The 24,659-nt window shown below is 64.3% G+C and carries 24 protein-coding genes; 15 read left to right on the forward strand and 9 right to left on the reverse strand.

Annotation, left to right across the window (positions count from 1 at the left end):
- Positions 1-81 precede the first annotated feature (81 nt).
- Entirely contained in the window at positions 82-1,404 is a 1,323-nt protein-coding gene (locus QMX89_RS11545) for an aspartate aminotransferase family protein (protein ID WP_282348258.1), read from the reverse strand.
- A 230-nt stretch (positions 1,405-1,634) separates the two neighbouring features.
- Between QMX89_RS11545 and QMX89_RS11550 the strand changes: the two genes are divergently transcribed.
- On the forward strand, positions 1,635-2,420 hold the full coding sequence (locus QMX89_RS11550; RefSeq protein ID WP_282348259.1) for an aldolase: 786 nt from the start codon (positions 1,635-1,637) through the stop codon (positions 2,418-2,420).
- 368 nt (positions 2,421-2,788) lie between these two features.
- On the opposite strand, the gene ppa is transcribed toward QMX89_RS11550, so the two are convergent.
- The 4 genes from ppa to QMX89_RS11570 form a co-directional block, all read right to left on the reverse strand.
- Positions 2,789-3,316 (reverse strand): inorganic diphosphatase, encoded by a 528-nt coding sequence (gene ppa, locus QMX89_RS11555; RefSeq protein WP_049860823.1) that lies wholly within the window; start codon positions 3,314-3,316, stop codon positions 2,789-2,791.
- 271 nt (positions 3,317-3,587) lie between these two features.
- The gene (locus QMX89_RS11560) at positions 3,588-4,379 is read right to left on the reverse strand and encodes a M90 family metallopeptidase (RefSeq protein WP_282348260.1); all 792 of its coding nucleotides are present in this window, start codon (positions 4,377-4,379) and stop codon (positions 3,588-3,590) included.
- Positions 4,380-4,383: 4 nt separating this feature from the next.
- Positions 4,384-5,031, reverse strand: coding sequence for a DedA family protein (locus QMX89_RS11565; protein ID WP_282348261.1), 648 nt, complete (start codon positions 5,029-5,031; stop codon positions 4,384-4,386).
- Between the two features lie 182 nt (positions 5,032-5,213).
- Positions 5,214-6,734 (reverse strand): aldehyde dehydrogenase family protein, encoded by a 1,521-nt coding sequence (locus QMX89_RS11570; protein WP_049860826.1) that lies wholly within the window; start codon positions 6,732-6,734, stop codon positions 5,214-5,216.
- A gap of 187 nt (positions 6,735-6,921) precedes the next feature.
- On the opposite strand from QMX89_RS11570, the gene mpl reads away from it, so the two are divergent.
- Both mpl and ubiX read left to right on the forward strand, forming a co-directional pair.
- The gene (gene mpl, locus QMX89_RS11575; RefSeq protein ID WP_282348262.1) at positions 6,922-8,271 is read left to right on the forward strand and encodes a UDP-N-acetylmuramate:L-alanyl-gamma-D-glutamyl-meso-diaminopimelate ligase; all 1,350 of its coding nucleotides are present in this window, start codon (positions 6,922-6,924) and stop codon (positions 8,269-8,271) included.
- Positions 8,268-8,897, forward strand: a complete 630-nt coding sequence (gene ubiX, locus QMX89_RS11580; protein WP_043192628.1) for a flavin prenyltransferase UbiX — start codon at positions 8,268-8,270, stop codon at positions 8,895-8,897. The genes mpl and ubiX overlap by 4 nt, the downstream gene beginning before the upstream one ends.
- Positions 8,898-8,912: 15 nt before the next feature.
- On the opposite strand, the gene QMX89_RS11585 is transcribed toward ubiX, so the two are convergent.
- Together QMX89_RS11585 and QMX89_RS11590 are read right to left on the reverse strand one after the other, a co-directional pair.
- On the reverse strand, positions 8,913-9,554 hold the full coding sequence (locus QMX89_RS11585; protein WP_049860828.1) for an oxidoreductase: 642 nt from the start codon (positions 9,552-9,554) through the stop codon (positions 8,913-8,915).
- Positions 9,555-9,594: 40 nt separating this feature from the next.
- Entirely contained in the window at positions 9,595-11,304 is a 1,710-nt protein-coding gene (locus QMX89_RS11590; protein WP_282348266.1) for a C13 family peptidase, read from the reverse strand.
- A gap of 221 nt (positions 11,305-11,525) precedes the next feature.
- Between QMX89_RS11590 and QMX89_RS11595 the strand changes: the two genes are divergently transcribed.
- From QMX89_RS11595 to QMX89_RS11605, 3 genes are read left to right on the forward strand one after another with little or no spacing between them, the layout of a single operon-like run.
- Positions 11,526-11,891, forward strand: coding sequence for a CidA/LrgA family protein (locus QMX89_RS11595; protein ID WP_049860830.1), 366 nt, complete (start codon positions 11,526-11,528; stop codon positions 11,889-11,891).
- On the forward strand, positions 11,888-12,604 hold the full coding sequence (locus tag QMX89_RS11600; RefSeq protein ID WP_049860831.1) for an LrgB family protein: 717 nt from the start codon (positions 11,888-11,890) through the stop codon (positions 12,602-12,604). The genes QMX89_RS11595 and QMX89_RS11600 overlap by 4 nt, the downstream gene beginning before the upstream one ends.
- Positions 12,605-12,615: 11 nt before the next feature.
- Positions 12,616-13,206: an LON peptidase substrate-binding domain-containing protein gene (locus tag QMX89_RS11605; protein ID WP_282348267.1), complete on the forward strand. Its 591-nt coding sequence runs from the start codon at positions 12,616-12,618 to the stop codon at positions 13,204-13,206.
- Positions 13,207-13,242: 36 nt separating this feature from the next.
- Here the strand turns inward: QMX89_RS11605 and QMX89_RS11610 are convergent, their stop codons facing one another.
- Positions 13,243-14,562: a bifunctional DedA family/phosphatase PAP2 family protein gene (locus tag QMX89_RS11610; RefSeq protein ID WP_282348269.1), complete on the reverse strand. Its 1,320-nt coding sequence runs from the start codon at positions 14,560-14,562 to the stop codon at positions 13,243-13,245.
- 3 nt (positions 14,563-14,565) lie between these two features.
- Positions 14,566-15,237 (reverse strand): DNA-3-methyladenine glycosylase, encoded by a 672-nt coding sequence (locus tag QMX89_RS11615; protein ID WP_282348271.1) that lies wholly within the window; start codon positions 15,235-15,237, stop codon positions 14,566-14,568.
- Between the two features lie 168 nt (positions 15,238-15,405).
- Here QMX89_RS11615 and QMX89_RS11620 point away from each other — a divergent pair, with 168 nt between their 5' ends.
- The 9 genes from QMX89_RS11620 (at position 15,406) to QMX89_RS11660 (ending at position 24,645) form a co-directional block, all read left to right on the forward strand.
- A complete protein-coding gene (locus QMX89_RS11620; protein WP_056843995.1) occupies positions 15,406-16,677 on the forward strand; it encodes a glutamate-5-semialdehyde dehydrogenase in 1,272 nt (423 codons plus the stop codon).
- A 1-nt stretch (position 16,678) separates the two neighbouring features.
- Positions 16,679-17,368 (forward strand): nicotinate-nucleotide adenylyltransferase, encoded by a 690-nt coding sequence (gene nadD, locus QMX89_RS11625; protein WP_049860836.1) that lies wholly within the window; start codon positions 16,679-16,681, stop codon positions 17,366-17,368.
- 17 nt (positions 17,369-17,385) lie between these two features.
- Positions 17,386-17,793 carry a ribosome silencing factor gene (rsfS, locus tag QMX89_RS11630; RefSeq protein WP_049860837.1) on the forward strand — a complete coding sequence of 136 codons (408 nt, stop codon included), beginning with the start codon at positions 17,386-17,388 and terminating at the stop codon, positions 17,791-17,793.
- A gap of 8 nt (positions 17,794-17,801) precedes the next feature.
- Entirely contained in the window at positions 17,802-18,269 is a 468-nt protein-coding gene (rlmH, locus tag QMX89_RS11635; RefSeq protein ID WP_043192648.1) for a 23S rRNA (pseudouridine(1915)-N(3))-methyltransferase RlmH, read from the forward strand.
- A gap of 15 nt (positions 18,270-18,284) precedes the next feature.
- On the forward strand, positions 18,285-20,180 hold the full coding sequence (gene mrdA, locus QMX89_RS11640) for a penicillin-binding protein 2 (protein ID WP_049860838.1): 1,896 nt from the start codon (positions 18,285-18,287) through the stop codon (positions 20,178-20,180).
- A 31-nt stretch (positions 20,181-20,211) separates the two neighbouring features.
- Complete coding sequence (rodA, locus tag QMX89_RS11645; RefSeq protein WP_049860839.1) at positions 20,212-21,315, forward strand: rod shape-determining protein RodA; 1,104 nt, start codon at positions 20,212-20,214, stop codon at positions 21,313-21,315.
- 17 nt (positions 21,316-21,332) lie between these two features.
- Positions 21,333-22,343 carry a lytic murein transglycosylase B gene (gene mltB, locus QMX89_RS11650; protein ID WP_049860840.1) on the forward strand — a complete coding sequence of 337 codons (1,011 nt, stop codon included), beginning with the start codon at positions 21,333-21,335 and terminating at the stop codon, positions 22,341-22,343.
- Positions 22,343-23,362 carry a septal ring lytic transglycosylase RlpA family protein gene (locus QMX89_RS11655; RefSeq protein WP_056843999.1) on the forward strand — a complete coding sequence of 340 codons (1,020 nt, stop codon included), beginning with the start codon at positions 22,343-22,345 and terminating at the stop codon, positions 23,360-23,362. Before mltB ends, QMX89_RS11655 begins: the two co-directional genes overlap by 1 nt.
- Positions 23,363-23,484: 122 nt before the next feature.
- The gene (locus QMX89_RS11660) at positions 23,485-24,645 is read left to right on the forward strand and encodes a D-alanyl-D-alanine carboxypeptidase family protein (RefSeq protein WP_049860842.1); all 1,161 of its coding nucleotides are present in this window, start codon (positions 23,485-23,487) and stop codon (positions 24,643-24,645) included.
- Positions 24,646-24,659: the final 14 nt, after the last annotated feature.

Raw genomic sequence — 24,659 nt, forward strand, 5'->3', positions numbered from 1 at the left:
CCCCGCTCCCACAGGTAAATAAGATCTTCTGTGGGAGCGGGGCGGGCGGCGAGCTCTCTGCCCGCGAAGAGCCCAGCCCATTCACCGCATATACCTGCCCGAAAACTCACCGATCACCTCATCGAAAATCCCCAGCGCTTCCTCCACCTGGGCGGCATTGACGATGCACGGCGGCACCACGTGCAAGCGGTTCTCGACAATGAAAGTCAGCAATCCGCGCGCCTGAAACGCCGCTTTCATCTGGCCCATCACCGGAGCGGCCAGCGGCGTCTTGAGTTTTCTGTCGCTGATGAACTCCAGCGCCCAGAACAGGCCGATCCCGCGGGCCTCGCCGATCAACGGGTACTTCGCCGCCAGCGCCCGCAAGCCAGGCCCCAGCACTTCATGGCCGATCTGCCGGGCGTTGTCGACGATGCCTTCCTCGGCCATCACATCCAGCGTCGCCACAATGGCCGCCATGGCCAGCGGATGCCCGGAATAGGTCAGGCCGCCGGGGAAGAAATGGTCATCGAAATACTCGGCAATGGGTTTGGAAATCATCACCCCGCCGGCGGGCACGTAGCCGGAGTTGACCCCTTTGGCGAAGCAGATCAGGTCCGGCACGATGTCGAAATGGTCCAGTGCCAGCCAGCTGCCGGTGCGCCCGAAACCGGCCATCACTTCATCGAGAATCACCAGAATGCCGTACTCGTCGGCCAGCGCGCGCACGCCGGCCAGGTAGCCCTTGGGCGGCACCAGGATGCCGGCCGTGCCGGGTACGCTTTCCAGCAGGATGGCCGCAACGGCAGCCGGGCCTTCGCATTCGATGACCCGGCGCAGGTGCTGCAGTGCGCGCTCACATTCTTCCTGCTCGTTGGTGGCATGAAACTCGGTGCGAAACAGGTACGGATTGAAGAAATGCACATGGCCGCGGGCGAATTCATTGGGCACTCGCCGTGGATCGCCCGTGGCGACGATGGCCGCGCCGGTGCTGCCATGGTAGGAGCGGTAAGCGGAAAGAATCTTGTCGCGCCCGGTGAATAGCCGCGCCATGCGCATGGCGTTCTCGTTGGCGTCCGCGCCGGCATTGGTGAAGAACACTTTGCTGAAGTGGCTCGGCGCCCGCGCCAGGATGCGCTTGGCCGCCTCACCGCGCATCAGGTTGGCCGTGGCCGGAGCCACCGTGACCAGGCTGCTGGCCTGCTCGACGATGGCCGCGATCACTCTCGGATGCTGATGGCCAATGTTGGTGTTGACCAACTGACTGCTGAAGTCCAGATACTCGCGCCCCTCGTAGTCCCACAGCGTGCAGCCCTGGCCACCGGCGATCACCAGCGGGTTCAGCGCGCCCTGGGTCGACCAGGAATGGAACACGAATTCGCGGTCCAGGGCGTACACGTAGGCGTTGGAAACGGGCGTGCTCATGGGCTACCTCTGCAGGATCGTAGTCAGCCAAGGCTGGTGGCGGGGCCGTGAGCGCACGGCGGTGGCCCACGATAGGAACAAACACGGCCGCGTCCGTAGGGCCAGATGGGCTGAAACAGTGGGTCAGGCCGTTCGACTGGCCCAGGCAAACCGCGTAACTGTCCCTTGGCCCGCGGCTGGTTTTGGCTACGCTTGGCAGTCTCTCTCCAGCTTTTTCAGGACCCGTGACCATGGCTCACAGTTTCGATATCCACCCCGCTGTCAGCCCTATGACGCGTACAGCCAGTCTCGACAGCCCCGAGATCCGTCAGGCGCGCAGCGACTTGGCGGCCTGTTTTCGCATGGCGGCGAAACTGGGTATGGCCGAGGGGATCTGCAACCACTTTTCCTTTGTGCTGCCCGGCCATCCGCAGTTGTTTCTGGTGAACCCGTTCGGTCTGGCGTTCGCCGAAGTCACCGCGTCCTCGTTGCTGATCTGCGATTTTCAGGGGCGCGTCCTGGCCGGTGAAGGCAAGCCGGAGGCGACGGCGTTTTTCATCCACGCCCAACTGCATCGCCTCAACCCGCGTGCCACCGCCGCGTTCCACACCCATATGCCCAACGCCACGGCGCTGTGCATGCTCGAAGGCGACCCATTCGTGTGGGCCGGGCAAACAGCGTTGAAGTTCTATGAGCGGATGGTGGTGGACGAGCACTACAACGGCCTGGCCCTGGACGATGCCGAGGGCGAGCGCATTTCGCGCGCGGCCGGTGAGGCGGATATCGTCATGCTCAAGAATCACGGCCCGCTGGTGCTCGGCCCCAGCATCGCCGAAGCGTGGGATGACCTGTACTACCTGGAACGGGCCGCCGAAGTGCAACTCAAGGCCATGGCCAGCGGCCGCCCGCTCAAGCCCGTACCCCACGCCATCGCCAGCGCCGCGTGCCGGCAGATGCTGGTCGGCAACGCCGAGAGCGCGCGTCTGCATCTTGAGAGTGTCAAGCGTGGTCTGGCCGGCACCGGCTACGACCTGTAGGCGCTGCGAGTTACCGTGAAGAGGCTGGATTCGATGGCGACCCGAAAGACGCTTTCGCGGCCGATGACCGCTCCTACATGGGTGTACGGTGCTCCGTAGGAGCGGTCTGTGGCCGCGAAACAAGCGCTGAGCAGTTTCTTGCGGGCATTAAAAAGCCGGCTTATGGCCGGCTTCTCGTCGACGATCTTGCCTTACTTTTGGTAAGCCGCAACCGCCTGCAAACTGTTGACCAGCCTGAGCTGGTGAGGGCCAAAGAATACGCACGGGCGGGTGCCTGTGCAAATCTCTTTTTCCCCTCAAGGCCAAATGCCTTTGCTGCGCCCATGAAAAACCCCGGCCTGGGCCGGGGTTTTCGGTACAGCGACGGATCAGCCCTTGTACGCGGCGACCGACTTGGTGATTTCGGCGCGGGCAGCGTCTGCGTCGCCCCAGCCTTCGATCTTCACCCATTTGCCTTTTTCGAGATCCTTGTAGTTCTCGAAGAAGTGCTTGATCTGTTCCAGCAGCAGCGGCGGCAGATCGGTGTATTCCTTGACGTCCACATACAGCTGCGACAGCTTGTCGTGCGGTACGGCGATGACCTTGGCGTCGCCGCCGCCGTCGTCGGTCATGTGCAGGATGCCGACCGGACGAGCGCGGATGACCGAGCCGGGTGCAACCGGGTAAGGGGTGACGACCAGCACGTCGAGGGGGTCGCCATCATCGGCCAGGGTGTTGGGGATGAAGCCGTAGTTGGCCGGGTAGAACATCGGCGTGGCCATGAAACGATCGACGAACAGGGTGTCGCTGTCCTTGTCGATTTCGTATTTGATCGGCGCGTGGTTGGCCGGAATCTCGATGGCGACGTAGATGTCGTTCGGCAGGTCTTTGCCAGCCGGAATCTTGCTGTAGCTCATTGGGCGTTGCCCCCGTGGTTTGGGCCAGTCTGAAGGCCGTGCAGGCCGAAAATGTGGGCGCGATTATAGGCACATTGTAGGAACGCATGCCACACGCGCCGCGGTCCGGCCCCAGTCGTCTGCAGCGCCTGCCGACGCGGCTTGCGCCGCTGCTACAGGGAATGGGTTTGCCATTAAACGTGGCGTTGGGGAATGGGATTGGCTGTCGACGACCGACGCGGTACGGATGAACGCGGTCCCCTGTAGCAGCGGCGCAAGCCGCGTCCGGGCGTTATGCAGGTCGGGGGAGGGCCGCGAGCCGTTCGAGCGGATCCTGGCGATAGAACAGGCGCAACTGCTCGTAGACCAGCGGATAGGCCTGGTGCAGCAAATCCGGCGCGGCGAAGAAATACTCGCTGGTGACGGCGAAGAACTCCGCCGGGTTTTCCGCCGCATAGGGGTCGATGGCCGTTTCCGCATCCGGATCGGCATCGAGCTGGCGATTGAGATCGTCGTAGGCGTGCTGCATGGCGCTTGCCCAGTCGCTCACACGCATGTCGCCGTGCAGCGGTGGCAGGCCGTTGGCGTCGCCGTTGAGCATGTCGAGCTTGTGCGCCAGTTCGTGGATGACCAGGTTGTAGCCATCCCAGCCACCGCTGGTCATCACCCCCGACCAGGCCAGAATGACCGGCCCCTGTTGCCAGGCCTCGCCACTGTGCTCGCCGTCCCACTGGTGCTCCACGCCGCTGGGATCGCGGTAGCGCTGCGGGCTGACGAAATCGTCGGCGTACAGGACGATTTCGTGAAAGCCCTGATACCAGTCCAGATCACCCAGTTGCAGCAACGGCAACTGCGCCTGCGCCGCAAGATGAAGGCGAGCGCGATCGTCGAGTTCGACACCGGGCAGGCAGGTCAGGGCCTTGGCCTGCAGGAACAGCACGCAGGCCTCGCGCAGGTGCTGGTCCTGCTGTGCATCGAGGCCATCGAGAATCGGCAGGTCATCACGCACCGTTTGCCACAGCGCGTCATCGATACGGTGGCGGTCCAGAATTCGCTGGCGCCGCCAGGCCTTGTACGACCACATGATATCAGCGCGACGGGGCAGGGCCGCCCATACGGCTGCGCACCAGGCCGATGATCATCGGCAGCAGCGAAATCAGGATGATCGCTACGATCAGCAGGGTCAGGTTCTGTTTGATGAACGGCATGTTGCCGAAGAAGTAGCCCAGGGTCACCAGGCCGCAGACCCACAACACCGTGCCCAGCACACTGAAGCCCAGGAAGCGCGGGTAGTGCATTTTGCCGACACCAGCCACGAACGGGGCGAAGGTACGCAAGATCGGCAGGAACCGCGCCAGGGTAACGGTCTTGCCACCGTGGCGAGCATAGAAGGCGTGGGTCTGATCCAGATAGTCGCGACGGAAGATCTTGGAATCCGGGTTGCTGAACAGCTTGTCGCCTACGGTACGCCCGACGATGTAGTTGGTGCTGTCGCCCAGGATGGCGGCGCTCATCAGCAGGGCCGCGAGCAGGAACGGGTCCATGCCGCCGCCGGCCGCCACGGCACCGGCGATGAACAACAGCGAGTCACCGGGCAGGAAAGGCATCACCACCAGGCCGGTTTCGCAGAAGATCACCAGGAACAGGATCGCGTAGACCCAGGTGCCGTACTGGGTCACCAGCATGTTGAGGTACACATCCAGGTGCAGGATGAGGTCGATGAAGCTGAATTCCATGGCGGGTACCTGTGCTGATTCGATCTTTGAGAATCCGCGCAGTATACCGATGGGTGAAGCAGGTTTGTTGGTCGGTTCGCCAGGTCCGCACAAACGACCGACGGTCGCGTGTCGGTCCAGCGAAACTGGCAAGGTCGGCAGAGCAGGCAAGGGACGCCAAGGCATCCCTCGCTGTCGTTGGGTCAGAAGAAGCCCAGTGGATTGATGTCGTAGCTGACCAGCAGGTTCTTGGTCTGCTGGTAGTGGTCGAGCATCATCTTGTGGGTCTCGCGGCCCACGCCGGATTTCTTGTAGCCACCGAACGCGGCATGCGCCGGGTACAGGTGGTAGCAGTTGGTCCAGACCCGTCCGGCCTTGATGCCGCGGCCCATGCGCCAGGCACGGTTGATGTCGCGGGTCCAGACCCCGGCACCCAGGCCGAACTCGGTGTCGTTGGCGATGGCCAGGGCTTCGGCTTCGTCCTTGAAGGTGGTGATGCTGACCACCGGGCCGAAGATTTCCTCCTGGAACACGCGCATTTTGTTCGTGCCTTTGAGCAGGGTTGGCTGGATGTAGTAGCCGGTCGACAGGTCACCTTCGAGTTTCTGCACCTGACCGCCGGTGAGCAGTTCGGCGCCTTCACCCTTGGCGATTTCCAGGTAGGAGAGAATCTTGTCGAACTGCTGCTCCGACGCCTGGGCGCCGACCATGGTGTCGGTGTCCAGCGGATCGCCGCGCTTGATCTGCTCGACCTTCTTCATGACTTCCTTCATGAAGGCCGGGTAGATGGATTCCTGTACCAGCGCGCGGGAAGGGCAGGTGCATACCTCGCCCTGGTTGAAGAAGGCCAGCACCAGGCCTTCGGCGGCTTTCTCGATGAAGGTCTGCTCGGCCTGCATGATGTCTTCGAAAAAGATGTTCGGTGATTTGCCGCCCAGCTCCACCGTCGAGGGAATGATGTTCTCGGCAGCGCATTTCATGATGTGCGAGCCCACCGGTGTCGAGCCGGTGAAGGCGATCTTGGCGATGCGCTTGCTGGTGGCCAGCGCTTCGCCGGCCTCCTTGCCGAAACCCTGGACCACGTTGAGCACGCCCGGCGGCAGCAGGTCACCGATCAACTCCATCAGTACCGTGATGCCCAGCGGCGTCTGTTCGGCCGGCTTGAGCACCACGCAGTTACCGGCGGCCAGTGCCGGGGCCAGCTTCCAGGCGGCCATCAGGATCGGGAAGTTCCAGGGGATGATCTGCCCGACCACGCCCAGCGGTTCGTGGATATGGTAGGCGACGGTGTTGCCATCGATTTCAGCGGCGCTGCCTTCCTGGGCCCGCAGGCAGCCAGCGAAGTAGCGGAAATGATCGGCCGCCAGCGGAATGTCGGCGTTCAGGGTTTCCCGAATGGCCTTGCCGTTGTCCCAGGTTTCGGTGATGGCCAGGGTTTCCAGATTCTGTTCGATACGGTCGGCGATCTTCAGCAGGATCAGCGAGCGAGCCTGCACCGACGTCGTGCCCCACGCCTCGGCGGCGGCATGGGCGGCGTCCAGCGCCTTGTCGATGTCGCGGGCGTTAGAGCGGGGAAATTCGGCGATGGGCTTGCCGTTGACGGGTGAGGTGGTGGTGAAGTAGTTGCCGTCCACCGGCGCGACGAATTCGCCGCCAATATAGTTGCCGTACTTGGCCTTGAACTCGACCTTGGCGCCTTCGGTGCCCGGGTGTGCGTAACGCATGGGGAGTCTCCTGCTGTTGTGGTTCTGTGGAGGACGCGCGGTAGCGCCCCTTAAGCGTAGAACAAAGCCGGGCAGGGCGCCTTGAAACCACTGCGCGGCGGCAGGCCGGAGGCGGGTGATCGCCAATCAAAGGATGCGATTTTTCCTACCCTACGCTACCCTGCCTCGACGTTTTACGAGGCCAACCATGCACATTCACATTCTCGGTATCTGCGGCACCTTCATGGGCTCTCTGGCGGTGCTCGCCAAGGAACTGGGCCACCGCGTCACGGGGTCGGACGCCAATGTCTACCCGCCCATGAGCACTCAGCTGCAGGCTCAGGGCATCGAACTGACCCAAGGCTACGACGCCGCCCAACTGGAACCCGCACCCGACCTGGTGGTGATCGGCAATGCCCTGTCGCGCGGCAACCCAGCGGTCGAATACGTGCTGAACAAAGGCCTGCCCTACGTTTCCGGCCCCCAATGGTTGGCCGACCATGTGCTGCAGGGGCGCTGGGTGCTGGCCGTTGCCGGCACCCACGGCAAGACCACCACCAGCAGCATGCTGGCCTGGGTGCTGGAGCATGCTGGCATGGCGCCGGGCTTCCTGATCGGCGGCGTGCCACAGAATTTCGCGGTGTCCGCCCGCCTGGGGCAGACGCCGTTCTTCGTGGTCGAGGCAGACGAATACGACAGCGCGTTTTTCGACAAGCGCTCCAAGTTCGTCCACTACCGCCCGCGGACCACGATCCTCAACAACCTGGAATTCGATCACGCTGACATCTTCCCCGACCTGGCGGCTATCGAGCGTCAGTTCCATCACCTCATCCGCACGGTGCCCAGCGAGGGGCTGGTCATCCACCCCACCACCGAACCGGCTTTGAGTCGCGTGATCGAGATGGGTTGCTGGACACCGGTGCAGACCACGGGCGAGAACGGTCAGTGGCAGGCGAATCTGCTCAGTGCCGATGGCTCGCGCTTCGAGGTGTCGTTCGAAGGTGTGGTGCAGGGCACGGTGGATTGGCCGCTGACCGGCCAGCACAACGTGGCCAATGCCTTGGCAACCTTGGCCGCCGCCCGCCACGTCGGCGTGGTTGCGCCGCTGGGTATCGAGGCGCTGTGCGCGTTCAAGAGCGTCAAGCGGCGTATGGAATGGGTCGCCGAAGTGCAGGGCGTTACCCTCTACGACGATTTCGCGCACCACCCCACGGCCATCGCCACGACGCTGGACGGCCTGCGCAAGCGCATTGGTGATGCGGCATTGATCGCCGTGATCGAACCGCGTTCCAACTCCATGAGGCTGGGGGCGCATCGTGACGGCTTGCCCGAAAGCGTCTGCGACGCCGATCAGGTGATCTGGTACGCGCCCCCCAATCTGGGCTGGGACCTGGCCGCGACGGCGGCGCAGTGCCCGGTCCCGGCGGTCGTTGCCGATTCGCTGGAAGCCATCATCGAGCGGGTCAAGGGCCAGGCTCGGCCCGGCACCCATGTGGTGATCATGAGCAACGGCGGCTTTGGCGGCCTGCATCTGAAACTGGCGGAGGCGCTCAAATGAGTGGCCCGCAGCGCATCACCCTGGCCATGACCGGCGCCTCGGGCGCGCAATATGGCCTGCGCCTGCTCGACTGCCTGGTGCGTGAGGACCGCGAGGTGCATTTCCTCATCTCCAAGGCCGCGCAACTGGTGCTGGCCACCGAGACCGACGTCACCCTGCCAGCCAAACCGCAGGCCATGCAGGCTTTTCTCAACGAGTACACCGGAGCGTCCGCCGGGCAGATCCGCGTGTATGGCAAGGAAGACTGGATGTCGCCGGTGGCCTCGGGTTCCGGCGCGCCCAGTGCGATGGTGGTGGTGCCGTGCTCGACCGGAACGCTGTCGGCCATTGCCACCGGCGCCTGCAACAACCTCATCGAGCGCGCCGCCGACGTGACCCTCAAGGAGCGGCGGCAGTTGATCCTGGTGCCGCGGGAAGCACCGTTCTCGACCATTCACCTGGAAAACATGCTCAAGCTGTCGCAGATGGGCGCGGTGATTCTGCCGGCGGCACCTGGTTTCTATCACCAGCCGCAGACCATCGACGACCTGATCGACTTCGTCGTCGCGCGCGTACTGAATCTGCTCGATATTCCCCAGGACATGCTGCCGCGTTGGGGCGAGCACCACCACGGCAGCGACGACTGAGGCGCGGGCGGCAAGCTATTTGCCCAGGCGCCGCAGCTCGTCCGATTCCACCACGCGCACGCCGTCCTGTTCCTCCAGCGCCAGGCGCCACAACGCACGGGCCAGTTGCAGCGCTTCGATGCCGTGGTACTTGCCCGGAATCAGTTTCGACAGGGGCCCGGCAATGCGCTCGGCCAGGCGTGCCTCGACGCGGTCGCCGATCAGCAGCGACGGTCGGGCGATGGTCAGTTGCGGCCAGCCCTGCGCACGCAGAGCCTCTTCGGTTTCGCCCTTCACCCGATTGTAGAAAACCGAGGATTGCGGGTCGGCGTCGATGGCGCTGATCAGCAGAAAGTGTCGCGCACCCAGTTCCAGGGCGCGCTGGGCATAGGCGACGATGAGCGTATGGTCGACCTCGCGAAACGCCTCCTGGGAGCCAGCCTGCTTGATGGTCGTGCCCAGGCACGAGAAGGCGATGTCCACCGGCCCTTGCAGGTCTGCCAGCAGGGGCAACAACGGCCCCACCGGGTTTTCCAGGTGCGCGTGCTCGGCGAGGGGGCGGCGGGTGGGCGCCAGGACTCTTTTCACGGTGGGTTCGGCGAGCAGGCGATCGAGCAGGTGCTCGCCGGTCAGGCCCGTGGCGCCCGCGAGAAGGATGTGCTGCGGCGTCAAGTACATGCGGTGTCTCCCTTGATACAGGCAGCGTGAAGCGGATGCCCTATGGCGTGTTCTCAGGCGCTGCGGCATCGTGCAATGCGCGCTTGGCCTGTTGTTGGCGCAATCGCTGCCAATGCGCGAGCACCCCCTTGGGCGCCCAGATCTGTGGCTGCGAGGCCTCGTAATTGTCGGCGATCTCCCGTTCGGCAACGTGCCGGCTGGCAAGTTCGAAAGCCTGCTGCAGGTCGTCCGTCTGGTTCAGGGCCTGGGCGAACAGGGCGTCGCCGAAATAGGTGAAGTCGGCCTCTTCGGAGCAGCCGAAGGACACGCGGTCGGCTCGCGAGGCGGTCATGATCAGGGTTTTTTCGTCCCTGAGCGCCGGGATGAACCCGCCCGAGTAACAGGCCGAAATGACCACCACCTTGTCGCGGCCCTTGAGCGGTGCCAGCACGGCGGCCAGTTCATCGGCTGGCAGGTCGCCCAACTGCAGGCGAGGTTGATCGAGCACCAGTTCGTGCTCGCTGGTGCCGTGGCTGGTCAGGTAGATGAACACCAGGTCTTCCGGGCCGCTGCGCGCCGCCAGCGTCTGGACGCTGCGGCTCAGGGTCTCGCGACTGGCCATCACGCGATCGGCCAGGTGATCGCGATGGTTGGCCAGGGTGATCTGGCCGACGGCGCCGAAACGGCTGGCGAGCATGCCGGTGACGTAGTCGGCTTCGCGCATGAACACGCTTTGCTTGCCATCCCCGGCCAGCGCCAGGCTGTACAGTTCGATCGCCGCGGTGGACGGCGGAACGGCGGCGAGCGCCTGCTCCAGCAGCCGGCCTTGGTTGAGCAGCCCCTGCTCCAGCGGATCGGGCAACAGGTGGCCCTGGGCATCGCGGATGCGCTGGCCATTGAGCCAATAGCCGACCTGGGTGCTGCCATCCTTGAGGGTCAGGGTGCCCTGGCCTTGATAGGTGTCGTTCTCGAAGGTGCCGCTGTAGGTGCTGCCGTCGGCCAGGGCCAGCCAACCCTTGCCGCTGAAGCGCCAATCGGCGAATTCGCCCTTGTAGTGGCTGCCATCGCTGGCGAACATTTCGCCCTTGCCGCTGAGCACGCCTTCCTTGAAGGTGCCGATCCACACGTCGCCTGCGGCATTCTCGTAGCGGCCACGGCCGTGCAGCTGGTTGAGGTGGAAGTTGCCGATGTACTGGTCGCCGTCGGCGTTGCTGAACGTGCCGTGGCCTTCGAGCAGGCCGTTGACGAAGGTGCCAGTGAACTGATTGCCCGCCGCATCGCTGCGCGTGCCTTCGCCATTGGGTTTGCCGTGGGCGAACCAGCCCTGGTACTGGCTGCCATCGTCGAGCTCGATGTGGCCTTCACCCCAGTACTGATCTTCCTTGAAGCCGCCGCGGTACGACACGCCGGCTTCCTTGAAGGTGCCCTCACCCTGGCGCCGTCCCTTGACGAAGCCGCCGGTGTAGGTGGTGCCGCGCGCGATCAGCGTTCCCTGGCCATGAAACAGGCCATGGTCGAAGCCGCCGGTGTAGACCTCGCCATTGCGGCCGTGCCATTGGCCCTGGCCCTGCCACTGGCCGTCCTTGAACTGCCCGGCGTAGCCACTGCCGTTGGGGTAGTCGACCCGGCCCTGGCCCTGCAACAGCCCATTGACCACGTCCCCGCGATAGCGACCGCCATCGGGCAGTCGCGCATCGGGCGGCGACAGTGGCTCGCCATCCCCGCAAGCGGCGATCAACAACGACAGGGCGAGGGGAACGAGAGGGCGCATGAGCGGGTCCGGGCGATTGAGGCGCCGAGTATGCCGCAGATGCAAGGGTGGAAAACAGATGCAGGGCGCTTTTCGGCCAAGCGCTGCCTGCACGCCGACAGCGTTCGGATGATCGTCGCCTGCCTGCTCGGTCCGTAGCCCGCCAAGGGGTGCGCCATCTTGCATCACCCAGGCGTACGCCCGAGGTGCTTATAATGCCTGGCTTGCGAAGGAGACCCCCAATGTTGCTACGCGGTTTGACCTGGCTGGTCCTGTTCCAGCTGTTGGGCACGGCCCTCAATCATCTGATCCTGCCTGTGTTGCCCGGTCCGATCATCGGTCTGGTGCTGCTGCTGATCTACCTGATGGTCCGTGGCGAGGTCAGCGAGCCGCTGAGCCTGGCGGCCAACAACCTGTTGCGCTACCTGCCATTGCTGCTGGTGCCGCCTGCAGTGGGCGTGATGGTGTATGCCCAGCAGATCGCCGATGACTTCTGGGCCATCGTCGGCTCGCTGGTGATTTCCGTCACGGTATCCACGGTGTTCGTCGGCTGGCTGATGCAGCGCCTGATCCGTCGCCGCCGACACGACACCCCGGTGCAACCATGATGCTGGACTGGCAGGGCGCGGTGCAGGCCGTCATCCATCATCCACTGTTCGGCATCGGCATCACCCTGGGCGCCTATCAACTGGTGCTGGCCGGCTACGAGAAGACCCGCTGGATCTTCCTGCAACCGGTGCTGCTGTCGATGCTGCTGCTGGTCGCGGTGCTGGTCGGCTGCGGGATCAGCTATGCCGAATACCGCAAGAGCACGGAAATTCTCGGCATTCTGCTGGGCCCGGCGACGGTGGCCCTGGCGGTGCCGCTGTTCCTCAACCTGCGGCGGATTCGTCAGTTGCTGTGGCCGACGCTGATCACCTTGGGCCTGGGCGGCCTGTTCGCCACGGCCCTGTGCCTGCTGCTGGGGCGTTGGCTGGGGGCCGATCACATGATTCTGATGACCATGGCGCCCAAGTCGGTCACCTCGCCGATCGCCATGCTGGTGGCGGAGCAGATTGGTGGCGTCGCGGCGCTGGCGGCCGTGTTCGTGCTGATCACCGGCGTCATCGGTGGAATCTTCGGCCCCGGCCTGCTGTCTCTGCTGGGCGTCGAGCATCCGGCGGCGCGCGGGATGGCACTGGGCCTGAACGCGCATGCGGTGGGGACCTCGGTGGCATTGCAGGAAAGTGAAGAAACCGGCGCCTTCGCGGCGCTGGCCATGAGTCTGATGGGCGTCGGCACGGCGGTTTTCCTGCCGTTGGCCATCAGCGCATTCGCGTGAGGACACAAGCCATGACATTGCCGCTCTTTCCCCTCAACACCGTGCTGTTCCCAGGCTGCGTGCTGGACTTGCAGCTCTTCGAGGCGCGTTACCTGGACATGATCGGTCGCTGCATGAAGCAGGGCACCGGCTTCGGGGTGGTCGGTATCGTCGACGGCGCAGAAGTGGGCGACGCGCCGAGCGCGCACGCCCAGGTGGGCTGTGAGGCGGTGATCATCGACTTCCAGAAGCAGGACAATGGCCTGCTGGGTATTCGCGTGAAAGGTGCGCGGCGCTTCCGCGTCGAGCGTACCGAAGTGCAGAAGGATCAGTTGCTGGTGGCCGACGTGAGCTGGCTTGATGAGCAGGCGGACCCGCCGCTGACCGAAGAACATGCCGATCTGCAGGCCCTGTTGCAGGCATTGGCCGAACATCCGATGGTCGCCGCTCTGGGCATGACCGAAGGCGCGCACGGACAGCAGTCGTTGGCCAACCAGCTGGCCTATCTGCTGCCGTTCACCGAGCAGGAAAAAAGCCGATTGTTGGCCCAGAGCGATCCAGGTGCCAGCCTGCTGCAGATCCAGGCCCTGCTCGATACCCTGCAAGGCGACGCCCAGGCCTGATCTTTCGCAGGATCATGGGCGTTCCCTGCGCTTGGGCTACATATAGCGATACTGTTCCAGTGCCATCGGTAGCCCGTGCACGGCGAAGAAGCCGAGCAGCAGCGCGCACCCCGGCACCACCAGCCACCAGACATGCAGGGGCATGGCCGGCAGCGGCTTGCGATATTCCACGGCCGCCAGGCACGAGGCGCAGACGAAGCAGGCCAGCATGGTTCCGGCCATGATGTCGGTCGGCCAATGGGCGCCCAGGTAGACCCGCGACAAGGCAATCGACAGCGCTGGAATGCTCGCCAGGATGACCCAGACCAGGCGCATGCGCGGCGTCTGCCGGCGTCCGGCCAGGATCGCCAGGCTCAGAAAGAACGCGAAGGCCGCCGAGCTGTGCCCGCTGGGCATGCTGAAGGTGGTCAGCGGTTCGAGCAGCACGTCGGGCCGCTGCCGCGCTACCAGGTGTTTCAGCGAGCCGTTGAGCAATGCGGTGATCAGCATGGTCGAGCAGGCGAACAGGGCCGGCCGCCATTGGCGAGTGATCAGCAGCAGTACGGTGAGCAATCCGGCCACCATGAACTGGGTGCGGAAATCACCGATGCGCGTCACCAGCACCACGAAGGTTTCCGCCGCCTCGCTGCGGTGCTCCTGCACCAGGGTCTTGAGGCCGTTGTCCAGTGCGCTCAGGTGTGGGAAACCGAAGAACAAGGCAATCAGCATGATCAAGGAGGCGAGGGCGATCAGCATCGTGCCGCGCTCGCGGTTGCGCCAGGTGGCATGCAGGCTCAGGCCCATCAGCAGGGCGATACAGGCAACGACGATACCTGCCTGTGGCCAGAAGTCATCGGGTAGGGGCAGGCGGAATGCCGCACCGGTTGCCCAGCCTGGTAGCAGATAGGCCACCGACCAGCCGGCTGCCGCCACCAGGCTGACCAGAATGAAGCGCGGCAAGGGCATGTCGAGCATCCCGGCGACCATGGGCAGCATCGGCCGCAGCGGGCCGATGAAGCGGCCGACCAGCAGGCTGGCGACGCCGTAGCGCTGGAAATAGCTCTCGGCGGTCTCCAGCCATTGCGGGTGCGTGCGCAGCAACGGTAGGCCACGGATGTTCTGGTGAAAGCGCCTGCCCAAGGCGTATGAAATGGCGTCGCCCAACAGGCCGCCGGCGTAGCCCAGCATCAGGGTTTCGCTGAGCGACAGCGCACCGTTGCCCGCCAGCACCGCCACGGCGAACAACACCACCGTGCCGGGTACGACGATCCCGGCGATCGCCAGGCATTCGATGCAGGCAATGGCGAAGATCGCCACGCCCAGCCACTGCGGATGCAACGTCAGCCAGCCTGTCAGACTGTCCAGCCATTCGCCCATGAGTCAGGTTCCTTGAAAGATCGAGAAATAATCGCGGCCTTCGATCTGGCCGCGACGCAGGGGGTTGCGCGTGCAGAAGCGGACATAGCCGGCATCCACGAAGCGATAGGGCAGGTGCTCGTCACGGCCCAGCGGAATGCCCAGGCGTGTGGTCTGCACCACGTGCGGGACAGTGGCGCCGACGTCGTCGACGAACAGGTGCTCGGTGTCGAAGCGCTGGGCGTCCCACACCGGTACTTTCAGGCCCAGGGCCTTGCACAACAGGGTCTGCCCGGCGCACAGGCGCTCGGCCGGACGTGGCTGGCCGCTCGCATCGGGATTGTTGAGCTGCATCTGGGCGAAGGCGTTGTCGTCGGTGCAGGCGTCGAGCCAGGGGTAGGCCGACTTGATCAGCACCGCGTTGCCCGGTCCCTGGGCACTGAAATTCAGCGAATCGCCACCGCGGGCGTAATACATATAGATGTGGCCGCCGTCCAGGAACAGCGCGCGGCGCTTGTGGGTATAGCCAAGCGAGGCATGGCTGCCGCGATCCGTGACGTAGTACGCCTCGGTTTCGATGATGCGCGCCGACAGCCAATAGGGACCCTGACGGTGGCGAATCACCTTGCCGAGCAACGCACGGGCCAGGGATTGCGCGTCGGTATCGAAGAAGGCGTCGGGCAACGGGTTGAACATAACGGGGTCCATTCGGTGTCGCGGTGGATGATAGCAATTGCACATCGGCCAGGCCCGTGGACATATGTTTAAAGAGGTGTTTTCGACCATCCGCCCGTCACCGCTGTTAGTGGGCGTACGTGACAGCTATAATCAGCCGCTTTCCTCTTTGCCAAGACCACAGAGACCATGACCGAGTCCGTTCTTGACTACATGACCCGCTTGGGTCGCGCCGCCCGCGAAGCCTCGCGGGTCATTGGCCGTGCCAGCACCGCGCAGAAGAATCGCGCCCTGCAGGCTGCGGCCAGTGCCTTGGACAGCGCCCGCGCCGAACTGGTTGCCGCCAACGAGCAGGATTTGGCATCGGGTCGTGCCAATGGCCTGGACGCGGCCATGCTTGAGCGCCTGGCGCTGACCCCTGCGCGCATCGACGGCATGATCGTCGGCCTGCGCCAGGTGGCCAGCCTGCCGGACCCGGTCGGGGCGATCCGCGACATGAGCTACCGGCCTTCGGGCATCCAGGTCGGCAAGATGCGCGTGCCCCTGGGCGTGGTCGGCATCATCTACGAGTCGCGGCCCAACGTGACCATCGACGCCGCCAGCCTGTGCCTGAAGTCGGGCAACGCGACCATCCTGCGCGGCGGCTCCGAGGCCATCCATTCCAACCGCGCCATCGCCGCCTGCATCCAGCGCGGTCTGGCCGAAGCCGGCTTGCCCGCCGCCGTGGTGCAGGTGGTCGACACCACTGACCGCGCGGCGGTCGGCGCCCTGATCAGCATGCCCGAGTACGTGGACATCATCGTGCCGCGCGGCGGGCGTGGTCTGATCGAGCGCGTCAGCCGCGAGGCCAAGGTGCCGGTGATCAAGCACCTGGACGGCATCTGCCATGTGTTCGTCGACGCCGGGGCCGACCTGGCCAAGGCGCAACGCATCGCCTTCAATGCCAAGACCTACCGCTACGGCATCTGCGGGGCCATGGAAACCCTGCTGGTCGACCAGTCGGTGGCGGCCAGCTTCCTGCCGCCGATGGCCGCCCAGTTCCGCGAGAAAGGCGTCGAGCTGCGCGGTTGCCCGCGCACCCGCGACCTCATCGACGCGGTACCGGCCAGCGAAGAGGACTGGGATACCGAGTACCTGGCGGCCATCCTGTCGATCCGTGTGGTCGACGGCCTGGACCAGGCGATCGAGCACATCAACCACCACGGCTCGCACCACACCGATGCGATCGTGACCGAGCAGCAGGGCCACGCCCGGCGTTTCGTCGCCGAAGTCGACTCGGCCTCGGTGATGGTCAATGCCCCGACCTGTTTCGCCGATGGCTTCGAGTATGGTCTGGGCGCCGAGATCGGCATTTCCACCGACAAGATCCACGCTCGCGGTCCAGTGGGGCTGGAAGGCCTGACCTGCGAGAAATACGTGGTGATCGGCGACGGCCAGCTGCGCGGCCAGGAGCCGGTCTGAGTTGACCGCACCGAGCCGCCCCGGTCCCCACGCTGTACACTCCCGCGCTGCGCGTCGAATCGGCGTGCTGGGCGGCACCTTCGACCCGGTGCACATCGGTCATCTGCGCGGCGCCGTGGAGGTGGTCGAGGCACTGGGTCTGGACGACCTGCGGCTGGTGCCCAGCGCGCGGCCGCCGCACCGCGACCAGCCGCAGGTATCGGCCGAGCAGCGCTTGGCCATGGTGCGTGCCGCGGTGCAGGGTCTGGCGCCCTTGAGCGTGGATGACCGCGAACTGGCGCGCGACAAACCGTCGTACACACTCGACACCCTGGTGTCGATGCGTGCCGAGCTGGACCCGCAAGACCAGTTGCTCCTGCTGCTGGGCTGGGACGCCTTTTGTGGCCTGCCCACCTGGTACCGCTGGGAAGAACTGCTGCAGCACTGCCATATCGTCGTGTTGCAGCGACCTGATGCCGACACCGAGCTGCCCGATGCCCTGCGCAATCTGGTGGCGGCGCGTTCCATCAGCGACCCGCAAGCCCTCAAGGGGCCCTGCGGGCAGATTACTTTCGTCTGGCAGGCACCGCTCGCGGTGTCGGCCACCCAGATCCGTCAACTGCTGGCCAGCGGCAAGTCGGTGCGTTTCCTGGTGCCTGACGCTGTACTGGCCTACATCGAGGCGCACGGGCTGTACCGTGCGTCCAATTGAACTGAACGAGTTTTTTTATGAGCAATAAGCAAGCAATCCCCGCAGAAGAAATCGTCGAGCTGACCAAAGCCGCTCTGGAAGACGTCAAGGCCCAGGACATCCTGGTCATCGACGTGCGCGACAAGAACAGCATCACCGACTTCATGGTCATCGCCACCGGTACCTCCAACCGCCAGATCAGCGCCATGCGCGAGAAGGTTCGCGAACTGGTCAAGGCCAAGGGCGTCAAGCCGCTGGGCGAAGAAGGCGCGGGCGACAGCGACTGGGTCCTGCTGGACCTGGACACCGTGGTGGTGCACATGATGACCGCCGCCGCGCGCCAGTTCTACGACCTGGAACGCCTGTGGCAGGGCGCCGAGCAGAGCCGTGCCGCCAGCGCTGCGCACCATACCCCTGGCCACCAGGCTCTTAACGACCAAGAGTAGCCTGGGCCATGCGTCTGCGTCTGATCGCGGTGGGTTCGCGCATGCCCAAGTGGGTGGAAGAAGGCTGGCATGAGTATGCCAAGCGTCTGCCTGCCGAGCTTGCGCTGGACCTGGTCGAAATTCCGCTGAACACCCGCGGCAAGAATGCCGACGTCGCACGCTTCATCCGTCAGGAAGGCGAAGCGATGCTGGCCAAGGTCGGCCCGGGCGAGCGCATCGTCACCCTGGAAGTGCACGGCAAGCCCTGGAGCACCGAGCAGTTGGCGGTGGAGCTGGATCGCTGGCGCCTGGACTCGCGCACGGTGAACTTCATGGTCGGTGGCCCCGAGGGGCTGGCGCCGGAAGTCTGCGCCCGTGCCGAGCAGCGCTGGTCGTTGTCGCCGCTGACCTTGCCTCACCCGCTGGTACGGATACTCATCGGCGAGCAGCTGTATCGCGCCTGGACCGTACTGTCCGGGCACCCTTATCACAAATAGGCCGTAAACCAGCCGATGTCCCAGCCGATTCGCCTCAAGGACCACGAGAAAGACGCGCGCACCGTGCGCAGCCGCGTCGTGGTCGGTGCGGCGGCGATTCTGGTGCTGATCTGCGTCCTGATCGCGCGCCTGTATTTCCTGCAGGTGATCCAGTACGAGTATCACTCCACGCTGTCGGAAAACAATCGGGTGCACGTGCAGCCGATTCCGCCCACGCGCGGGCTGATCTTCGACCGCAACGGCGTGGTCGTGGCCGACAACCGGCCCAGTTTCAGCCTGAGCATGACCCGCGAGCGCTCCGGCGACTGGCGTCAGGTGCTCGACACCATCGTCGAGGTGCTGGAGCTCAGCGACGAAGACCGGCAACTGTTCGAACGCCGCATGAAACAGGGGCGCCGGCCGTTCGAGCCGGTGCCGATCCTGTTCGAGCTCAACGAAGAGCAGATCGCCCGGGTCGCGGTGAACCAGTTTCGTCTGCCCGGTGTGGAAGTGGTCGCGCAATTGGTGCGGCACTACCCGCAGGGCGCGCATTTCGCGCACTCGGTGGGCTACGTCGGACGCATCAACGAGAAGGAACTCAAGACCCTGGATCCGGTGGACTACAGCGGTACTCATCACATCGGCAAAACCGGCATCGAGCGCTTCTACGAGCCGGAACTGCACGGCACGGTGGGTTACGAGGAAGTCGAGACCAATGCTCGCGGCCGTGTGCTGCGGGTGCTCAAGCGCACCGATCCGAAACCGGGCAAGGACATCGTCCTGAGCCTGGACATCAAGCTTCAGGAAGCCGCCGAAGAAGCGTTGGGCGGTCGGCGCGGTGCCATCGTGGCGATGGACCCGCGCACCGGTGAAGTGCTGGCCATGGTCAGCCAGCCCAGTTTCGACCCCAACCTGTTCGTCACCGGCATCGGTTTCCAGGCCTACGCCGACCTGCGCGACTCGATCGACCGACCGCTGTTCAACCGTGTATTGCGCGGCCTGTATCCACCCGGTTCGACGATCAAGCCCGCTGTGGCGATCGCCGGCCTGGATTCCGGCGTGATCAACGCCGGTTCGCGGGTGTTCGACCCCGGCTTCTATCAGCTGCCCAACTACGACCACAAGTACCGCAACTGGAACCGCACCGGCGATGGCTGGGTGGACCTGGACACCGCCATCATGCGTTCCAACGACACCTATTTCTATGACCTGGCGCACAAGCTGGGCATCGACAAGCTGGACAGCTACATGGGCCAGTTCGGCATCGGTCAGAAGGTGTCCCTGGACATGTTCGAGGAGTCGCCGGGCCTGATGCCTTCGCGCGAATGGAAGCGCAAGACCCGTCGCCAGGCCTGGTTCCCCGGCGAAACGCTGATCCTGGGCATCGGCCAGGGCTACATGCAGGCCACCCCGCTGCAATTGGCCCAGGCCACCGCTCTGGTGGCCAACAAGGGCAAATGGAATCGTCCGCGGCTGGCGCGCACCATCGAGGGCGCGCCGCCGGTGGACGAGAACCCCATGCCCGACATCGTGCTGCGCAACCCCTCCGATTGGGGCAAGGTCACTCATGGCATGGAGATGGTCATGCAAGGTGCCCGCGGTACCGCGCGCAAGGCGGCCATCGGCGCCAAGTACCGTATCGCCGGCAAGTCCGGTACGGCTCAGGTCGTCGCCATTCGCCAGGGCGAAAAGTACGACCGCAGCAAGGTCCAGGAACGCCATCGCGACCATGCCCTGTTCGTCGGCTTCGCGCCTGCCGACAACCCGCGCATCGTGGTGTCGGTGATGGTCGAGAACGGGGAGTCCGGTTCAGGCGTCGCCGCGCCCGTGGTGCGGCAGATCATGGATGCCTGGCTGCTCGGCCCCGACGGCCAGTTGAAACCCGAATACGCCAGCGCCGCGGGCGCGGAGATCACCGCCCTTGAAGAGTAATTTCGACCGCATCCTCTCCAGCGAGGATGTGATGCGTCGCCGCGCGACGTTCCTGCAACGCATCCATGTCGACGGCCCCCTGCTGATCCTGCTGCTGACCCTGGCGGCCGGCAGCCTGTTCGTGCTGTATTCGGCCAGCGGCAAGAACTGGGACCTGCTGATCAAGCAGGCGACCTCGTTCGGTCTGGGCCTGGTCTCGATGTTCGTCATCGCCCAGCTGGAACCGCGCTTCATGGCGCGCTGGGTACCCCTGGCCTACGTGGCCGGGGTGATATTGCTGGTGGTAGTGGACGTGATGGGCCACAACGCCATGGGCGCCACGCGCTGGATCAACATTCCCGGGGTCATCCGCTTTCAGCCCTCGGAATTCATGAAGATCATCATGCCGGCGACCATCGCCTGGTACCTGGCCAAGCGAACCCTGCCTCCCACGCTCAAGCACGTGGCGGCCAGCCTGGCCCTGATCGGCATTCCCTTCGTGCTGATCGTGCGTCAGCCGGACCTGGGCACGTCGCTGCTGATCCTGGCTTCGGGCGCCTTCGTGCTGTTCATGGCCGGGCTGCGCTGGCGCTGGATCCTCAGCGTGCTGGCTGCAGCCGTGCCCGTTGCCGTGGCCATGTGGTTCTTCATCATGCACGACTACCAGAAGCAGCGGATCCTGACTTTCCTCGACCCGGAGAGCGATCCGCTGGGGACCGGCTGGAACATCATCCAGTCCAAGGCGGCCATCGGCTCCGGCGGCGTGTTCGGCAAGGGCTGGCTGCTGGGCACCCAGTCGCACCTGGACTTCCTGCCGGAAAGCCATACCGACTTCATCATCGCGGTGCTGGGCGAGGAGTTCGGCCTGGTCGGTATCTGTGCGCTGCTGTTGATCTATCTGTTGTTGATCGGCCGCGGGCTGGTGATCACTGCGCAGGCCCAGACCCTGTACGGAAAGTTGCTGGCCGGCAGCCTGACCATGACTTTTTTTGTTTACGTTTTCGTCAATATCGGTATGGTCAGTGGCCTGCTGCCGGTGGTGGGGGTGCCGTTGCCATTCATTAGCTACGGCGGAACTTCGTTGGTGACCCTACTGTCAGCGTTTGGCGTTTTGATGTCGATCCACACCCATCGCAAGTGGATCGCACAGGTTTGAATAAGGTGAGCAATTGCATGCAAGTAATGCGTAGCTGGGCAGCTCGAAGCGTTCCCTGGATCGGCCTGATGGGCCTGTTGGGGTCGGCACAGCAAGCCAGCGCCGGCGACTACGGTGGCTCACCGCAGGTGACCCAGTTCATTGGTGAGATGACCCGCGACTATGGCTTCGCCAGCGACCAGTTGAACGAGGTATTCAGGGAAGTCGAGCGCAAGCAGTCGATTCTCGACGCGATCTCGCGTCCCGCCGAACGGGTCAAGCCGTGGAGCGAGTACCGGCCGATGTTCATCACCGATGCACGTATCGCCCGCGGCGTCGACTTCTGGCGTCAGCACGAAGCGGTACTGGCCCGTGCGGAACGCGAATACGGCGTCCCGGCGCAGGTCATCGTCGCGATCATCGGTGTCGAAACCTTCTTCGGCCGCAACACCGGCAATTATCGGGTGATCGATGCGCTGTCCACCCTGAGCTTCGATTACCCGCCGCGCGCGCCATTCTTCCGCAAGGAGCTGCGCGAGTTCCTCATGCTGGCGCGCGACGAGCAGCTCGATCCGTTGACCCTCAAGGGCTCGTACGCGGGGGCCATGGGCCTGCCGCAGTTCATGCCCAGCAGCTTCCGCGCCTACGCGGTGGATTTCGACGGCGACGGCCACATCAATATCTGGACCGACGCCGATGACGCCATCGGCAGTGTCGCCAGCTATTTCAAGGAGCATGGATGGGTCGCCGGCCAGCCAGTGGTCAGCCGGGCCAGCGTTTCCGGTCCACAGGTCGACGATGGCTTGAGCCCGGGCATCGACCCGGTCAAGAATGTCGGGCAGTTGCGGGCGCTGGGCTGGTCGAGTCATGATGCGCTGCGCGACGACCTGCCAGTGACTGCCTTCCGCCTGCAGGGCGCCGAAGGTCCGGAATACTGGATGGGCCTGAAGAATTTCTATGCAATCACTCGCTACAACCGCAGTGTGATGTACGCCATGGCTGTGCACCAACTGTCGGAATCGCTGGTTCAAGCACGGGGCGTCAAGTAATGCGGGCAATGCCGATACGTACATCCTCAGCCATCGCGGCCTGCGCGGCCCTGGGCCTGTTGCTCGCCAGCTGCTCGTCGACCCCGCCGCCGTCGCGTACCGTCAAGCAATCGGGCCCGACCGTCAAAGCCATTCCCGGCCTGAACATCAATCGGGCTCACAAGGACGGCGCGCCCTGGTGGGACGTCGACGTGTCGAAGATCCCCGACGCCGTACCGACCCTGCACACCGGTCCCTACAAGGCCAACCCCTACACGGTGCTGGGCAAGACCTACTTCCCGATAGCCGAGTCGCGCCAGTATCAGGCCACCGGCACGGCGTCCTGGTATGGCACCAAGTTCCACGGCCAGAACACCGCCAACGGTGAGGTCTACGACCTGTATGGCATGAGCGCGGCGCACAAGACCCTGCCGCTGCCCAGCTATGTGCGCGTGACCAACCTGGACAACAATCGCACGGTGGTGCTGCGGGTCAACGACCGCGGGCCTTTCTATTCCGACCGGATCATCGACCTGTCCTATGCTGCCGCCAAGAAGCTGGGCTACGCCGAAACGGGCACTGCGCGGGTCCGGGTCGAGGGGATCGATCCTCAGGAATGGTGGGCCCAGCGTGGTCGCCCGGCGCCGCTGGTGCTGAACCAGGGGCCGGTGGTGGCTCAGGCCCGGCCCAACATCACGCCGTCGGCCGGTACGGTCGAGCAATATACGCCGCCGCCGCAGCAACACGCGGTCGCCACGCTGCCGGTGCAGATGGACGCAAAAAAAAACGGTTCTGCACAAGCGTCTGGCCTGTATCTCCAGGTGGGAGCGTTCGCCAACCCCGACGCTGCGGAGCTGCTGCGTTCCAAGCTGAGCTCGATGGTCAGCGCACCGGCCTTCACCAGCCAGATCGCAGTCAACCAGCAGACGTTCTATCGGGTGCGCCTGGGACCGATCAATTCCCAGGGTGAAGCCCAGCAGATACAGGACAACGTGCGCATGGCCAACCTCGGCGTGCCCAAGTTGGTGACACTGGATTGAACCGCGCCGCCTGCGGGCGGCGCTGCAATGAACGCCCGGCAACGGGCGTGCGACACCGGGCCGCCCGCCCACAACAAGACTGCCCGCAAGGGCATGTGCCCATCAGCAATTTCGAGAGACGGATGAACATCACCACATTTGCCAAACGCCTGTGCCTGCTTGTACCGCTGATCATTGCCCCTGCCGCTTGGGCGGCAGATCAGATGATGCCAGCGCCGCCGCAACTGGCTGCCAAATCCTACGTGCTGATGGAAGCTTCCAGCGGTAACGTGCTGGTTGAAAACAACGGCGACCAGCGTCTGCCGCCAGCCAGCCTGACCAAACTGATGACCGCGTACATCGCCACCCTGGAGATCCGTCGCGGCCAGATCGGCGAGAACGACCCGGTCACCGTCAGCGAAAACGCCTGGCGCACCGGCGGCTCGCGGATGTTCATCAAGGTCGGCACCCAGGTGTCGGTCAGCGACCTGCTGCACGGCATCATCATCCAGTCGGGCAACGACGCTTCGGTGGCGCTCTCCGAGCACATCGCCGGCAGCGAAGACGCCTTCGCCGACATGATGAACACCACCGCCGGCAAACTGGGCATGAGCAACAGCCACTTCATGAACCCGACCGGTCTGCCGAACCCTGAGCACTATTCCACCGCTCACGACATGGCACTGCTGGCTCGCGCCATCATCCACGAAGACCCGGCCCACTATGCGATCTACTCGCAGAAGGAGTTCTTCTGGAACAACATCAAGCAGCCCAACCGCAACCTGCTGCTGTGGCGTGACAAGACCGTCGACGGTCTGAAGACCGGCCACACCGAAGAAGCCGGCTACTGCATGGTGTCCTCGGCCGTGCGCGACGGCATGCGTCTGATCGCCGTGGTGTTCGGCACCAACAGCGAACAGGCCCGTGCAGCCGAGACCCAGAAGCTGCTGACCTACGGCTTCCGTTTCTACGAAACCCAGACCTTCTACCAGAAGGGCACCGAGCTGGCCAAAGCGCCGGTGTGGAAGGGCGACATCCGCGAGATCAAGGCCGGCCTGGCTGAAGACCTGACCATGACGCTGCCCAAGGGTCAGTTGAAGAACCTGGCTGCCAGCATGACCATCAACCCGCAGCTGACCGCGCCCATCGCCAAGGGCGACGTGATCGGCAAGGTCGAAGTGAAGAACGGTGACAAGATCGTTCAGACCTCCGATCTGATCGCGTTGGACGATGTACAGGAAGGTGGTATTTTCCGCCGCGTGTGGGATAGCGTTCGTCTATTCTTCTACGGCTTGTTCAACTGATATCGCGACCGCGC

Source organism: Pseudomonas sp. PS01301 (assembly GCF_029960215.1).
GTDB lineage: Bacteria > Pseudomonadota > Gammaproteobacteria > Pseudomonadales > Pseudomonadaceae > Aquipseudomonas > Aquipseudomonas coleopterorum.

Excerpts from the sequence above, each read along its gene's own strand:
- QMX89_RS11545 (WP_282348258.1), bottom strand. The coding sequence starts at position 1,404 with ATGAGCACGCCCGTTTCCAACGCCTACGTGTACGCCCTGGACCGCGAA.
- QMX89_RS11550 (WP_282348259.1), top strand. The coding sequence starts at position 1,635 with ATGGCTCACAGTTTCGATATCCACCCCGCTGTCAGCCCTATGACGCGT.
- ppa (WP_049860823.1), bottom strand. The coding sequence starts at position 3,316 with ATGAGCTACAGCAAGATTCCGGCTGGCAAAGACCTGCCGAACGACATC.
- QMX89_RS11560 (WP_282348260.1), bottom strand. The coding sequence starts at position 4,379 with ATGTGGTCGTACAAGGCCTGGCGGCGCCAGCGAATTCTGGACCGCCAC.
- QMX89_RS11565 (WP_282348261.1), bottom strand. The coding sequence starts at position 5,031 with ATGGAATTCAGCTTCATCGACCTCATCCTGCACCTGGATGTGTACCTC.
- QMX89_RS11570 (WP_049860826.1), bottom strand. The coding sequence starts at position 6,734 with ATGCGTTACGCACACCCGGGCACCGAAGGCGCCAAGGTCGAGTTCAAG.
- mpl (WP_282348262.1), top strand. The coding sequence starts at position 6,922 with ATGCACATTCACATTCTCGGTATCTGCGGCACCTTCATGGGCTCTCTG.
- ubiX (WP_043192628.1), top strand. The coding sequence starts at position 8,268 with ATGAGTGGCCCGCAGCGCATCACCCTGGCCATGACCGGCGCCTCGGGC.
- QMX89_RS11585 (WP_049860828.1), bottom strand. The coding sequence starts at position 9,554 with ATGTACTTGACGCCGCAGCACATCCTTCTCGCGGGCGCCACGGGCCTG.
- QMX89_RS11590 (WP_282348266.1), bottom strand. The coding sequence starts at position 11,304 with ATGCGCCCTCTCGTTCCCCTCGCCCTGTCGTTGTTGATCGCCGCTTGC.
- QMX89_RS11595 (WP_049860830.1), top strand. The coding sequence starts at position 11,526 with ATGTTGCTACGCGGTTTGACCTGGCTGGTCCTGTTCCAGCTGTTGGGC.
- QMX89_RS11600 (WP_049860831.1), top strand. The coding sequence starts at position 11,888 with ATGATGCTGGACTGGCAGGGCGCGGTGCAGGCCGTCATCCATCATCCA.
- QMX89_RS11605 (WP_282348267.1), top strand. The coding sequence starts at position 12,616 with ATGACATTGCCGCTCTTTCCCCTCAACACCGTGCTGTTCCCAGGCTGC.
- QMX89_RS11610 (WP_282348269.1), bottom strand. The coding sequence starts at position 14,562 with ATGGGCGAATGGCTGGACAGTCTGACAGGCTGGCTGACGTTGCATCCG.
- QMX89_RS11615 (WP_282348271.1), bottom strand. The coding sequence starts at position 15,237 with ATGTTCAACCCGTTGCCCGACGCCTTCTTCGATACCGACGCGCAATCC.
- QMX89_RS11620 (WP_056843995.1), top strand. The coding sequence starts at position 15,406 with ATGACCGAGTCCGTTCTTGACTACATGACCCGCTTGGGTCGCGCCGCC.
- rsfS (WP_049860837.1), top strand. The coding sequence starts at position 17,386 with ATGAGCAATAAGCAAGCAATCCCCGCAGAAGAAATCGTCGAGCTGACC.
- rlmH (WP_043192648.1), top strand. The coding sequence starts at position 17,802 with ATGCGTCTGCGTCTGATCGCGGTGGGTTCGCGCATGCCCAAGTGGGTG.
- mrdA (WP_049860838.1), top strand. The coding sequence starts at position 18,285 with ATGTCCCAGCCGATTCGCCTCAAGGACCACGAGAAAGACGCGCGCACC.
- rodA (WP_049860839.1), top strand. The coding sequence starts at position 20,212 with ATGCGTCGCCGCGCGACGTTCCTGCAACGCATCCATGTCGACGGCCCC.
- mltB (WP_049860840.1), top strand. The coding sequence starts at position 21,333 with ATGCAAGTAATGCGTAGCTGGGCAGCTCGAAGCGTTCCCTGGATCGGC.
- QMX89_RS11655 (WP_056843999.1), top strand. The coding sequence starts at position 22,343 with ATGCGGGCAATGCCGATACGTACATCCTCAGCCATCGCGGCCTGCGCG.
- QMX89_RS11660 (WP_049860842.1), top strand. The coding sequence starts at position 23,485 with ATGAACATCACCACATTTGCCAAACGCCTGTGCCTGCTTGTACCGCTG.